11 protein-coding genes and 1 pseudogene are annotated in these 13001 nt (G+C 72.7%); 6 read left to right on the plus strand and 6 right to left on the minus strand.

Going from position 1 to position 13001, the window contains the following annotated elements; genetic code table 11:
• Window positions 1–294: 294 nt before the first annotated feature.
• Window positions 295–597, plus strand: coding sequence for a hypothetical protein (locus tag ACFXMF_RS42620; RefSeq protein WP_360324485.1), 303 nt, complete (start codon window positions 295–297; stop codon window positions 595–597).
• A 148-nt stretch (window positions 598–745) separates the two neighbouring features.
• Here the strand turns inward: ACFXMF_RS42620 and ACFXMF_RS42625 are convergent, their stop codons facing one another.
• The 3 genes from ACFXMF_RS42625 to ACFXMF_RS42635 all read right to left on the minus strand — a co-directional run bounded on the left by ACFXMF_RS42625 (window position 746) and on the right by ACFXMF_RS42635 (window position 3472).
• Window positions 746–1039 (minus strand): hypothetical protein, encoded by a 294-nt coding sequence (locus tag ACFXMF_RS42625; RefSeq protein ID WP_379991603.1) that lies wholly within the window; start codon window positions 1037–1039, stop codon window positions 746–748.
• Window positions 1040–1577: 538 nt separating this feature from the next.
• Window positions 1578–2138: a sigma-70 family RNA polymerase sigma factor gene (locus tag ACFXMF_RS42630; protein ID WP_360324481.1), complete on the minus strand. Its 561-nt coding sequence runs from the start codon at window positions 2136–2138 to the stop codon at window positions 1578–1580.
• A 554-nt stretch (window positions 2139–2692) separates the two neighbouring features.
• Window positions 2693–3472: a hypothetical protein gene (locus ACFXMF_RS42635; protein ID WP_379991604.1), complete on the minus strand. Its 780-nt coding sequence runs from the start codon at window positions 3470–3472 to the stop codon at window positions 2693–2695.
• Between the two features lie 447 nt (window positions 3473–3919).
• Here ACFXMF_RS42635 and ACFXMF_RS42640 point away from each other — a divergent pair, with 447 nt between their 5' ends.
• The 3 genes from ACFXMF_RS42640 (at window position 3920) to ACFXMF_RS42650 (ending at window position 7097) form a co-directional block, all read left to right on the plus strand.
• Window positions 3920–4270, plus strand: a complete 351-nt coding sequence (locus tag ACFXMF_RS42640; RefSeq protein WP_379991605.1) for a hypothetical protein — start codon at window positions 3920–3922, stop codon at window positions 4268–4270.
• Between the two features lie 44 nt (window positions 4271–4314).
• Complete coding sequence (locus ACFXMF_RS42645; protein ID WP_379991610.1) at window positions 4315–6609, plus strand: heavy metal translocating P-type ATPase; 2295 nt, start codon at window positions 4315–4317, stop codon at window positions 6607–6609.
• Between the two features lie 131 nt (window positions 6610–6740).
• Window positions 6741–7097 (plus strand): copper chaperone PCu(A)C, encoded by a 357-nt coding sequence (locus ACFXMF_RS42650; RefSeq protein ID WP_379991611.1) that lies wholly within the window; start codon window positions 6741–6743, stop codon window positions 7095–7097.
• A 153-nt stretch (window positions 7098–7250) separates the two neighbouring features.
• Here the strand turns inward: ACFXMF_RS42650 and ACFXMF_RS42655 are convergent.
• Window positions 7251–8021 (minus strand): annotated as a pseudogene (locus ACFXMF_RS42655) (DMT family transporter); the annotation flags it as partial.
• A gap of 165 nt (window positions 8022–8186) precedes the next feature.
• Between ACFXMF_RS42655 and ACFXMF_RS42660 the strand changes: the two are divergent.
• Both ACFXMF_RS42660 and ACFXMF_RS42665 read left to right on the plus strand, forming a co-directional pair.
• The gene (locus tag ACFXMF_RS42660) at window positions 8187–9080 is read left to right on the plus strand and encodes a LysR family transcriptional regulator (RefSeq protein WP_379991606.1); all 894 of its coding nucleotides are present in this window, start codon (window positions 8187–8189) and stop codon (window positions 9078–9080) included.
• A gap of 132 nt (window positions 9081–9212) precedes the next feature.
• Window positions 9213–10076 carry a pentapeptide repeat-containing protein gene (locus tag ACFXMF_RS42665; protein WP_379991607.1) on the plus strand — a complete coding sequence of 288 codons (864 nt, stop codon included), beginning with the start codon at window positions 9213–9215 and terminating at the stop codon, window positions 10074–10076.
• 158 nt (window positions 10077–10234) lie between these two features.
• On the opposite strand, the gene ACFXMF_RS42670 is transcribed toward ACFXMF_RS42665, so the two are convergent.
• Together ACFXMF_RS42670 and ACFXMF_RS42675 are read right to left on the minus strand one after the other, a co-directional pair.
• Window positions 10235–11227 carry an intradiol ring-cleavage dioxygenase gene (locus ACFXMF_RS42670; RefSeq protein ID WP_379991608.1) on the minus strand — a complete coding sequence of 331 codons (993 nt, stop codon included), beginning with the start codon at window positions 11225–11227 and terminating at the stop codon, window positions 10235–10237.
• A gap of 101 nt (window positions 11228–11328) precedes the next feature.
• On the minus strand, window positions 11329–12138 hold the full coding sequence (locus tag ACFXMF_RS42675; RefSeq protein WP_379991609.1) for a hypothetical protein: 810 nt from the start codon (window positions 12136–12138) through the stop codon (window positions 11329–11331).
• Between the last annotated feature and the right edge of the window lie 863 nt (window positions 12139–13001).

Consider the following 13001-nt stretch of genomic DNA (forward strand, 5'->3'; position numbering starts at 1 on the left):
TGGCGCGGATGGCGCGGATGGCGCGGATGGCGCGGATGGCGCGGATGGCGCGGATGGCGCGGATGGCGCGGATGGCGCGGATGGCGCGGATGGCGATCGCATCACGTCGGATGCCCGCACGCGCCGATCTCGGCGAGCGCTCGGTGTCGGTGGGGGGCGTGTCGGTGGGGGGCGTGGATGCCGGCGGATTCGGGGGCGTTAGGTTCGTGGGGTGCCGGTCGGGCCGCGCGCCGGGTCGCCCCCGTGGTGGGTCGATCGCACGAGGTTCGCACGTCGATTCGAGGAGCGTTTCCCATGGCCCGTATCCCCACCGCCGCCGTCGCCGCCGGCGGTCTGGTCGGCGGCTACGCCGTCGCCCGCTACACGAAGAAGCGCCCGCTGGGCGGCGCGGTACTCGCCGCAGCCGGTGTGTTCGCCGCCAAGGGTTGGCACGAGCAGGCCGGGACACCCACCGCCGCCGCGCTGACCGGCCTGTACACGATCGCCTTCGGCGCCTCGCACCCGCTCGCGAAGAAGATCGGCGCCTGGCCCTCGGTACTCACCGTGGCCGCCACCGTCGCCACCGCCTCCTACTCCCTCGCCGACCGCAAGGCGTAACCGTCCACCGCCGCGCAAACCACGGCCACCAGGCTCGGACCCGAATCACGGCGGGTCCCGGTCACCGTCGCGCGGCTCTCGGCCGGGCCCGAACCGGAGCAGGTCCGGTGAGCGGTCCCGGCCGCGTCCATGACCGCGAAGTCGTCGCCTACGCCTCCTCGGGACCGAGCACGCCAAGCTCGACTTCCTCGAAGACGCGCGACCGCCACGAGTCCTCGTCCTCGGACATGGCCGGATCGCCCTGCCGGGCCTGCTCGATCACGTCTTCGACGTAGTCGTCGTGGTCGTCGTCGGCTTCGCGCTTTCCCGAGTGGACGAAGCCCTCCCGGATCCTCGGGACGCGCCGAAGTCCCGACACCGAGGAGTCGACGAGCCGGTACCGCCGGCCCGCGTCGCGCTCGTAGTCGTGAAGCATCCATACTTCGCCGCTGTCGAGCAGCACCCGGTACGTGTTGACGCCATCCTCGACTCCACCGAGGAAAGCGGCTCGGCCCCGCGGCAGATCCCGGACGGACAACTCCCGACCCGAGTCCCACACGAACATTCGATGGCAGTCGGTCGGCAGCCCCCGCTCGCTCGACGCACGGGCCGCCGCACCTTCCATGGCCGGACGCGCGAGAGCACTCGTGACATGTGGCAGCCACGTCACGCTCGCCCACCTGCAACCTCCGGCACCCGAGCCATCCAAGCGGATCGCTCCTCTCGGGCCCGGCGGGACGACCCGACGCAGGTAGGCGCGGACCTGTGCCAAAACGCGTCGAAACGCGTCGATTCGCACTGTGCACGATCCCGTTGCGGCCGACGCCGGACATGCTCGCACCACAGCACCACAGCACCGCGGCACCGCGGCACCGCGGCGTCGTTTCGTCGTCGGGGCTCGGGCCGAACACCGCCTCGACTCGGGCGAGGGTTGTGGACCTCGCCCGAGCCGGACGCGAGTACGGGTACGGGTACGAGTGTGGACGTGGGTACGGGCGATCTCAGGTCGGTTGGTGGGCGGCGGACTCGGCGTCGCGGAGGAGGGTGATCAGGTCGCTTCGGGCCCTGGCCACGCGGGAGCGGACCGTGCCGATCGGGCAGCCCGCAATGGTCGCGGCCTCGGCATAGCCGAAGTCCAGGACCTGGGTCAGCACGAACGCCTCGCGGCGCGCCGGCTGCAGCGCCCCGAACAGGTCGTCCAGGGCCAGCCCCTCCTCGAAGCCGGGACGGGAGATGTCCTGGCGGCGCTCGGCGACCTCGACCCAGTCCTCGACCGAGGCGGTGCGCGGTCGGGCCGCCGCCGCGCGATAGCGGTCGACGACGGTACGTCGGGCGATGGACAGCAGCCAGGTGCGGACCGAGGACGCCCCGGTGAACCGCGGCAGGGCCGTCCAGGCCCGCAGATACGTCTCCTGGGTGAGGTCGTCCGCGCTCTGTACGTCGGTCAGATACGCGACGAAGCGCCACACGTCGCGATGCGTGCCCCGGACGAAGTCGTCCACGGCGTCCGGGTCGCCGGCCGCGCCCGCCAGGGCCCGGGCGGTCAGGTCGAGGTCATGCACCGGATACCCCCACACCCTGGACGGGGTACGTCGGTGCGTCGGCTCTCGCGGGCCGGTCCGCCGACCCCGCCGGCGGATGGTCGGCCCGGCGCGCCGGGTGGTCGAGAAGGTGCCAGGAAGTCACGTTTTACGTCCTCGTCATGCGGGCGGCGATCGATCGGCCCGGGGCGGATCGATGCCGAGCTGGTGGGCGGGACGCCCGCCGGAGCCGAGCGCGGGGCGCGGTCTCGACGGCGGTGCGCGAATCACCCGACGGCGCCTCGGCGCGCGCCCGTTCCGCTCGGCACCGGTGTCGGATTCGGACACGGCGACGGGCGAGTCGGTGCGCTGGGCGCTCCTCGGGTGGCGGGTACGCCCGGGTCCACCGACGGCGACGCGGATGCGTACCGGGTCGGCGTTACGGCCTGCGGTGTGCTCGGTCGCGCGAGTTCAGCGCGAACGTGGGCCGGGGCACGGGCACGGGCACGGGCACACGCTCACGGGCGCGACGCGCGTACACGTGGCGCGGCAGCGGAAAGCACGGCCGGAAGGCACACGCGGGTCGGGTGGACGGCTCAGGCGAACAGCGCGGCGGGCGGCCCGCGGCCCGGCAGCGGGCGGCAGACCCATTTCGCGATGGCCCGTTCGCCGCGATCGCGGGCACGGGGCATCCCCGGCAGTCGGGTGGCGACCGGCGCCGACCAGGCGCCGACCAGGGCGAGTACCACCGTGCCCGCCATCGTGGCGAGCAGGCGCAGCAGTCGGAAGACGGCCTTCTCGCCGTGCCGCAGCCACAGGCCGCAGCCGAGCGCGGCGAGCACGTGCGCGGCGAACATGCCGCCGGGGCCCTGGCCCATGACCGCCATCACCGCGCCGTCGTGGTTCATCCCACCCGCGCCGGCCACATGATGCCCGCCGGACGGCGGTCGACCGAAGCCGGCCGCCTCCGGTGAGCCGCCGGCCAGGTTCGGGTCCAGGCGCATCCGGATCAGGAGTTCGGTGACCGACCGGGTCGGCGCATCGCCGGGTCGGTCGTCGGTGCACAGCAGGACCTGAAGCCACTGATCGCGAAAGCGGGCCGCGCCGGTCGGTTCGGGAACCGGTTGGCGGGCCAGCGTGAACAAGGTGTGCAGACCGGCCTGGGCGGCCAGTACCGCACCGGTGATCACGCCGAGGCCGCGCTCACGATCGGCCACGGCCCAGGCGAGGACGCCGATCCCGACGCCGGCGCCGACGGGTGCGGCCCAGTGGACCGGCGCGTCGGACATGAGCGTGTGCCCGAACAACGCGAGCAGCACGCAGATCACCGCGAACATCGCGGCGCGAACGGCTCGAAGCACGGACCGGGCAGGCATGGTGACGTCATGTTCCCATCCGCCGGACCCACCCGAACCCTCGGGTGCCCGGCCGGTTACCGAACTCCTCCCGAAGCCTTCCCGAACCACACCCGAACGCACCTGCGAAAGAGGGGCGTTCCGAACTCGATTGCCGGCATCTCATCAGAAACATGAACAATGCATGGCAATATCGGTCGACTTCCCGCCTCGCGCAGGAATCACGACCGCCCGGGGAACCGGAGATCATCGCCGACCGACTACCGGGATGCTCGTGCCCGTCTCCGCGCCCTTCCTCGTGCTCGTGGCCGTGCCGATGCTCGTGGCCGTGCCGATGCTCGTGCTCGTGCTCGTGCTCGTGCTCGCGACCAGGGCACCCGCCCACGCCTCCGGCCACAACAGCCCCGCCCCACCACAGCCCCGTCCCGTGCAGTCGTCGTCCCCCGTTCGACCCCTGGAGCCCGATTCATGCCCGTGTTCGCCGGCGGACCCGACGCCCGGAACCGCCCCTGGCCCCTGTCGTTGCGCACCGCCGCCGCGCGCACCGCCGCCGGGTCGACCCGGTCGACCCTTGCATCCCGTACCGTGCTCGCCTTCCTCGGCCTGCTCGTGCTGCTGTTCGTCGTCGCGTTCGCGGTCGGGCGCCAGGCCGGACCGGTGGCGCCCGATCTGCACCGGCCCGGACCGCCTCAAGCCCCGGTACCGATGGGCGAGGAAGGTGGCGGCGGACACAGCCGGATGGGCCTCGGCACACCCGCTCTCGGCACACCCGGCCTCGGCACACCCACCACACCCGCGCTCGCCGGAGGTGCCCTGTGACCACCTCCGCAGCCCTGCTCACCACCGACGTCACCGTCTCCGGGATGACCTGCGGCGCCTGCGTGAATCGGGTCGAACGTCGGCTCGCCCGGTTGGACGGGGTCAGCGCGACGGTCAATCTGGCCACCGGCCGGGCCCGGGTGGTGCATCCCGCGTCGCTGCCCGTGGTGGACCTGCTGGCGGCGGTCACCGAAGCCGGCTTCTCGGCGACCCTGATCACGGCGACGCCCGCCGCGACCGGACCGGCCGGCGTCGAGCAGGTGGACCACGGCCGGCGCGACCTGCTGCTGACCGCCGCGCTCGCGATCCCGGTCCTGGTGTTTTCCATGGTGCCCGCCTGGCAGTTCACCAACTGGCAGTGGTTGTGCCTGATGTTGGCCGCGCCGGTGGCGACCTGGGGCGCGTGGCCCTTCCACCGGCAGGCCCTGCACGGGCTGCGCTACGCGACCGCGACCATGGACACCCTGGTCAGCCTGGGTGTGCTCGCCGCGTTCGGCTGGTCGCTGTACGCCCTGTTCGTGGGCGGCGCGGGCGAGCCCGGGATGCGGATGGCGTTCGACCTGCTCCCGTCCGCGACCGGCGCGCCCGGTGCCGAGGCCGGCACCGAGGCGCACTCGTATCTCGAAGTGGCCGTCGCCGTACCACTGTTCGTCCTGTTCGGCCGCCGGTTGGAGGAACGGGCCCGACGGCGCACCGGATCGGCGGTACGGGAGTTGGCCACGTTGGTCCCGGACGAGGCCGCCGTGCTGCACCCGGGGCGGGCCGGGAAGGAGGTCGAGGTGACCGTGCCGACCGCGTCCTTGACGGTCGGTCAGGTGTTCGTGGTCCGCCCGGGCGACCGGGTGCCGGCGGACGGGGTCGTGGTCGAGGGCCGCTCCGCGTTGGACGTGTCCCATCTGACCGGGGAGAGCCGGCCGATGGAGGTCGGCCCGACGGACCCGGTGCCCGGCGGGAGTGTCAACGAGGGCGGCCGATTCACCGCCCGGGCCACGGCCGTCGGCGCGGACACCCGGCTCGCCCGGATCACCGCCGCGGTCGAGGAGGCCCAGGCCGGCAAGACCGGCGCGCAGCGCCTGGCCGATCGCATCGCGGGCGTGTTCGTGCCGTCCGTGCTGGCGACGGCGGTGACCGTACTGGGCTTCTGGCTCGGCGCGGGCGGCGCTCCGCAGGCCGCCGCCGCGGCGACGATGGCCGTGTTGGTGGTCGCCTGCCCGTGCGCGCTGGGCCTGGCCACGCCCACCGCGATCCTGGCCGCGACCGGCCGCGGGGCCCGGATGGGCGTCCTGATCCGCGAACCCGCCGGCCTGGAACGGCTGCGCCGGGTCGGCACCATCGTGGTGGACAAGACCGGCACGCTGACCACGGGCGGGATGAGCCTGCTGCGCCACGAGCCGGCCCCGGGCGTGGCTCCGGGCGAACTGTTGTCCCTGGTCGGCGCGGTCGAGGCCGGGTCCGGGCATCCGATCGGTCGGGCCGTGGCCCGGGCCGCGACCGAGCGCTTCGGTACGTTGCCGCCGGTGGCCGACTTCACCGCCGAACCGGGCACCGGCGTACGCGGCCTGGTCGAGGGGTCGCGGGTGGCGGTGTTGCGGCCGGGCGCCGAGGACGTGACGGCGTTGCCGGCGAATCTGCGGGCGGCGCTGGCCGAGGCGGACGCGGCCGGGGACACCGCCGTGCTCGCCACGGTGAACGGCACCCCCGCCGGGGTGTTGGTCCTGGGCGACTCGGTGCGGCCGGAGGCGGCCGGCGCGATCCGGGCCCTGGACCGGCTCGGCATCACGGTGATCCTGGCCACCGGCGACCGCCCGGGGCCGGCCCGCGCGATCGCCGACGCGGTGGGCATCGACGAGGTGCTCAGCGAGTTGGACCCGCACGACAAGGCCGAACTGGTCCGGGGCCTGCGCCGGGACCAGCCCGGCCGGGCGATCGCGGTGGTCGGCGACGGCATCAACGACACCATCGCGCTGGGCGAGGCGGACCTGGGCATCGGCATGGGCGGCGGTACGGCCGCGGCGATCGGCGCGGCGGACGTCACCCTGGTCGGCGACGACCTGACCGCGCTCGCCGACGCGATCCGGCTGTCCCGGCGCACGACCGGCACGATCCGGGCCAATCTCGGCTGGGCGTTCGGCTACAACGTGCTGCTGATCCCGGTCGCGGTGACCGGCCTGCTCAATCCGATGCTGGCCGCCGCGGCGATGTCGGTCAGCTCGCTGGCGGTGGTGACCAACAGCCTGCGCCTGACCCGCTTCCGCCCCGAACGGCGCACCGAAGCCGACCCCGCCCCCGGGCCCCGCCCCGACCGCCGCCCCGACGACGCGAATCAGGACCCGACGTGAAACCCCTCGCCCTGCTCAAGACCGTCGCAGGCCCCCTCGTCGCGGCCGCCCTCGCGCTGACCCTGCTCACCGCCTGGACTGCCGGCGGCCGAGCCGGCAGCGCCCCCGAGCTCTCGATCAGCGACGGCCGCGTGCACCTGGCCACCAACGCCGACGCGACCTCCGCGTACTTCACCATCCGCAACTCCGGCGCCGCCAACGACGAACTCGTCTCGGTCAGCACACCGATCACCCCCGACGCGGGATTCAGCTTCCACACGTACACCGGCTACGCCGGCCGGATGTGGATGACCGCGTCCCTGCCGATCCCGGCCAACGGCCTCCTGGGCATGACCGCGAGCGGCGCCAACATCATGCTCGGCGCGCCCCCGAAGCTCACCCCGGGCCAGATCGTCCCCTTCACCCTCCGCTTCCGACACAGCCCCCCGATCCACACCACGGCCGTCGTCGTCCGCCCCGGCACCTGGACGCCGGCCAAGGCGACCTGACACCCCCGCGACCGGCCCCTCCTCCGCCCGGGCGGGGCCGGCGGTCGCGGGGCCGGGCGCGACCTCGGGCGCCGGGGTCCGCCCCCGCGCCCGGGTCAGCCCGACACCCACCAGCACCACGACCATGCCCGCCACCACCCGCACGCTCAACGCCTCGTCCAGCACAAGCGCGCCCAGTGTCACCGAGACCACCGGCAACAGATAGCCGACCGTGGCCGCAGCCGTCGGCCCCTCGTCGGCGATCAGCCGCGAGTTCAGGTGGAAGGTGACGCCGGTGCCCAGGATGCCCAGGACCACGACGGCCAGCACCCCGGTGACGGTCGGCGCACCCGGATCGGTGGGCCCGAGCGGCAACGCGAGTGCGGTCAACCCGGTCGCGCACAACAACTGGGCCGCGGACAGCGCGAGCGGCGCACCGCCGCGGCCGATCAGATACCGGGCCATGTAGGCGAACGCGACCGCGTAGCCGACCGCCGCGCCGAGCAGGGCCGCCGCACCCCAACCGGCCGACCCGCCGTGCTGCCAGGGCGCGAAGATCAGCAACGTCCCCCCGAAGCCCAGCCCCAGACCGAGCAACCGCAGCGGGTACAGCGCACGTTCGGTGCCCGACACGATCCCGATGGCCAGGGACCACAGCGGCGTCGTGGCGTTCAACACGCCCGCGACTCCGGAATCCACCGTCTGCTCGCCGACCGCGAAGAGAAAGAACGGCACCGCGTTGCAGAACAGCGCGGCCACCACCAGATGACCCCACACCCGGCGCTCGCGCGGGAGCCGCTCACCCGCGGCGCGGGCCAGGACCAGCAGGGCGGCGGCGCCCAGGACGCAGCGCACGACGGTGATGTGCAGCGGGGCCAGGCCGCCGTTCAGGGCGACCTTGATCCACAGGAAGCCCGATCCCCACAACAGGGCCAGTACCGCCATCCGCACCGCCGTCGCACGTGATCCACCGAGCACGATTCGCCTCCGGTACGGGTCGCCTGGGCAGGAATTCGGGATTGGCTTTCACGTTGTCGCACCCCGATCCTTAAGACAAGCGAAACATTCTGCACAAACACTTAAGTGCTCCTACACATTAAGCTTGCCGACATGCTTGATGTGCGACGCATGCAGGTACTCCGGGCGGTGGTCACCGGCGGCTCGGTCACCGCCGCCGCGCGGAGCCTGGGATATACGCCCTCCGCCGTGAGTCAGCAGGTCGCCGCCCTGGAGAAGGAAGCCGGGATCGCGCTGCTCGAACGCGTCGGTCGAGGCGTACGACCCACCGAGGCCGGCCGCCTGCTCACCGAGTACGCGGCGCTGATCGGCGACCATCTGGCCGCGGCCGAGACCGCGCTGGCCGACCTGCGCACCGGCCGCAGCGGGCGGCTGACGATCCACTACTTCGCCACCGCCGGCGCCGTCCTGGTGGCCCCCGCGCTGGCCGCGCTGCGCCGCGAACTCCCCGGTGTCGAGGTCCGGTTGGAGTTGTCCGACCCCCGCCACCCGCTGACGCCGGTGCGCGAGGGTCGGGCCGATGTGGCGCTGGTGGTCCGGCCCGACGACCGGCCGCCCGTCGACGGCCTGCGTCTGGAGCACCTGCTCGACGTGCACTATCGCGCCGTACTCCCGCGCGGCCATCGACTGGCTGCCAAGCGAGTACTCGACCTGGTCGACCTGGCCGACGAACCATGGGTCGCGAGCGAGTCCGAGGGCCCGTGCCGGGACGTACTCCTGGAAGCCTGCGCCGCGGCGGGCTTCGGGCCGCGATTCGTGGTGGACAGCCAGGACTACGCGACCGCCCAGGGCTTCGCCGCCGCCGGTCTGGGCGTCGCGCTGATCCCCGAATCGGCCCTGGACGGCCCCCGGCCGACCACCGTCGTCCGCCGGATCCGCAACCCCGAGCCGACTCGCCGGGTCTACGCGGCGGTCCGCACCTCGGCCCCGCCGCAACCCGCGCTCCGCGCCTTCCTCGCCGGCCTGCGCGACGCCGCGGCCCACTGATGCCACCCGGCGGTCGCACCCACTGATCCCACCCGACGGCCCGCCGATGGATCGAAAGCCGATCGGGAACAATGGGCAGTCGTCCCCAGCCGCGGCCCGCGGCATCCCCGACCCGGCAGGAGTCCCCACACCGTGTCCGACCAGCGCGAACCCGCCCTACCCGGCGGGGCCCCGGACCTCGTCGAACAACGAGCCGACGGTCTCCGCGCCGACTGCGCGAACTGCTTCGCGCTGTGCTGCGTCGCGCCCGCCTTCGCCGTCTCGGCGGACTTCGCCATCGACAAGCCCGCCGGGCGCGCCTGCCCCAACCTGCGCTCGGACGACTTCGGCTGCGGCGTGCACACGCGGCTGCGGGACATCGGCTTCTCGGGGTGCACGGTCTACGACTGCTTCGGCGCGGGACAAAAGGTCGCCCAGGTCACCTACGCGGGGCAGGACTGGCGCCGGGCGCCACACACCGCGAAGCAGATGTTCCGGGTCTTCCCGATCATGCGGGACCTGCACGAACTGCTCCGCTACCTGCACGAGGCGCAGTGCCTGGCCGCGGCCCGCCCGGTCCACGATCAACTGCGCGTCGCCTACCGGGACACCGAGCGACTCACCCTCGGCGAGCCGGCCGAGCTGCTCCGGATCGACGTCGGGGCGCTGCGGCACCAGCTCAACCCGCTGCTGCTGCGGGCGAGCGAACTGGTCCGGGCGGGCGTTCCGGGCAAGAAGAAGGACCGCCGAGGCGCGGACCTGATCGGCGCCCGGCTCAAGGGGGCCGACCTGCGCGGCGCGAACCTGCGCGGGGCGTACCTGATCGGCGCCGACCTGCGTACCGCGGACCTGCGATTCGCCGACGTGATCGGCGCCGACTTCCGCGACGCGGACCTGCGCGGTGCGGACCTCACCGACGCCCTCTACCTCGTCCAGTCGCAACTCGACGCCGCCAAGGGCGACCTGCGCACGACCCTTCCCGCGGCCTTTACGCGGCCTGGTCACTGGGGGACGTGATGGGGGCACGGGCGAGTTTCGGGTGAGATCGAGGCGAGTTTCGGGCGAGTTTCGGGCGAGATCCGGGCGAGTTTCGGGCGAGTTTCGGGCGAGATCCGCCCGAGTTCCAGAGCGAGTTCCGACCAGGTCCCGACCGGGTCCCGGGAGATCCGACCGGCTCACGACCGAGCGAGCGGCGGGGCGCTTGGGGGTTGGGTGGCGGGGGCGTCGGGTTGCGCGGCCGGAGCGTCGGATTGCGTGGCGGGGGCGTCGGGTTGCGCGGCGGACTTCGTGGGGTCGATGCCCAGGGTGAGGGTGGCCAGGTAGCCGGACCCGGGGGAACCGGCGCGGAGCGGGGTGAGGGTGGTCAGGCCGTCCTTGGCGCCGCCCTGGCCGTAGACCATGTCCTCGGCGAGCTTCTTCGGCGTGCCGGTGTGCCGGTTGTACGGGGCCCGGGCGTGGACGGCGGCGACGGTCTCGTCGGGGAAGAAGATCTGGCCGGTGTGGTCGACCGTGCCGCCCTCGTAGATGCCGTCCGTGTTCATGCCGCCGGTGTGCACCTTGACATGGATGTGCGCGGCGCGCGGCTCGTACCAACCGGGAAAAATCGTCACGAACTCCACGACGCCGTCCGCGCCCGCCACCTGATAGCCCCTCAGGTACGTGGTGTCGTTGGCCTTGCTGCCGTCCGCGCCCTCGGCCGGGACGCCGCCTCCGGGGTCGGCGGTGGTGAACCCCGAGTAGTAGCCCCACGCATCGCAGTGCCAGATCTCCACCGCCGCGCCGGCAACGGGCGCACACGCCCCGCTCACACTCGCCACGGTCAGTCGAATCCGCAGCGGCAGACCGGGCTTGCCCTCGGTGATGTCCTGCCGGACGAACGCGTTGTCGAGGTAGTACGGCCCCTGCGTGACGTCGGCGGTCAGCACACATTGCCCGGCGCCCGAGGAAGTCGCCGCGCCCGCCGCCGAGTTCTTCGAGGTGCCGGAGGAGTTCGAGGAGCCGGAGGAGTTCGAGGAGTTCGAGGAGTTCGTACAACCGACCAGGGCCAGTCCCGCCACGCCGCCGAGGAACAGGAACCGTCGTCGGCCCGGGAAGTCGATGCGGTCGAAGGGATCGCCGGTCCGGTCGTGGTTCCGATCGTGGTTCCGGTCGTCATCGCTGTCGGTCATGGCGCCGACCCTGCCGGGCATTCCTGAAGAGTTCATGAGAGCCGACTGGGCCACCCGTGATCGGCGGGTGTTTCCGATCGGCCCCCGATCCGGCGTACCGCTCACCCGTCCCGCGTGTCGTACCCGCGCCGCACCTGGTAGACCCCGTCCGCGACCCGATTCGACCGGGCCCTCAGCAACGGCGCGATACAGACCGGCCATACGGTCGTTCGGGACCAGATCACACTCGCGAGCAGGCCCGGATCGACCGGGCCGAGCCGGGACAGGTCCACCCCCGACGCATCGACCGCCTGCGCCCGGACATCCTCCTCCAGGCATCCCGCGAGCCGAACCGCCCTCGTAACCGCCGCGCACGCGGCCGTACCGGAGATCACGGCACGCACCTCTCCGTCGGCCCCGGACATCTCGCGCAACAGCCCCTGCGCCGTGTCCAACGCCCGCCCGCTGTCCGCCAGCGCCGTCCCGAGCGCCTGGGCGAGCGCGGTCTGCCGCGGGGACACCGAACTCGGCAGGAACGTCAGCCGATTGCCCAGGAAGCGAGCCTGACCGGCGGCCAGCGACAGCGCGATCAGCACCTCCGTCCGCCGCTGCCACGCGCCGTCCGCCGGCGCGTCGAGCGCACGAAAGGCGCGCCGCACCGCTTCCCCGTGCCCCAGTACCGCCATGCGGATCTCCCGGGTCCGGACACGCAGTTCGATCGTGGTCTCGACCACCCCCCGGTCGCGCGGCGGACACGATTGCGAGCCGGCCGAGCCGGCGCACTCGAACGGGTACAACACCCGTCCCATCGCGCCCACGAGCCGAATCCAGGCCCGGGCCTCGGCCGGCGGATCGGCGACCTCGCCCGCAGCCGACAGCGTGCGTGCGTCGAACTCGGTGAACGTGCGTCGCTCCTCGTCGGAAATGCTCATCGAGCCGCCTCCCGCTGTCACATGTCTCGAACCACAAGCCGAACCGCACGTCGAACCGCACGTCGAACCGAAGGACCGAACAGAAGGCGCCGTACATGATTCGAGCACAAACCGAACACAACCGGAAAGCCCAAGCACGAAAAACGGCCAGGAAACCATCGATGCCCGGCCCGAAGTCGCAGATGACCGGCCCGACCGACGAGAACACGAGGATGAGAAAGGCGCTTTATGGAAAAAGCCGCACGCTTATCCCTCTGATTAACGGTATCAGCAGCAGAGCCCTTTCCTCCATGCATACAACACCCACGGTTACCTCACGAACCTCCCGCGTGACCTCCACCCACGAGGCGCACACACGGCGCCCATCCAGCGCACAACACCCACACCCCGCGCACCAAGACAGCAATCACGCACGCACAAACTGCCGAACCGGCCGCCCGCGACACCGCCCCGGACTGTTGGCAACTCGGTCGGGTTCACTGCGGAACCTGTCCGAGTGGGCTGGGTGTTCGCGGCGGGCGGTCGCGTTTTGGTCGGCGGCGGGTGGCTCAGTGCTAAACGGTCGGCGTGGGCTGGTGGAGATGGGCCCGGTCCCGGGGTCACCGGCGGCCGGGAACCTTGAGTTTCCCGGCGAGAGGTGGGTGTTGCTCGGCGGGAAAGGCGCCGGCAACGGCGGAGCGGGTGGGCGCTTGCGTCACAGGTCCGCCGGGGAGCCTTTTCGAGTGGGCCCGGCGTTCGCGGCCGGCGGTCGCGTCTTGGTCGGCGGCGGGAGGCTCAGTGCTAACGGTCGGCGTGGGCTGGTGGAGATGGGCCCGGGGCCGGGGCCGGGGTCGGGGTCGGGGTGGGGGTCGGGGTCGGGGTCG

Source organism: Embleya sp. NPDC059213, assembly GCF_042754445.1.
In the GTDB taxonomy this organism is placed as follows: Bacteria; Actinomycetota; Actinomycetes; order Streptomycetales; family Streptomycetaceae; genus Embleya.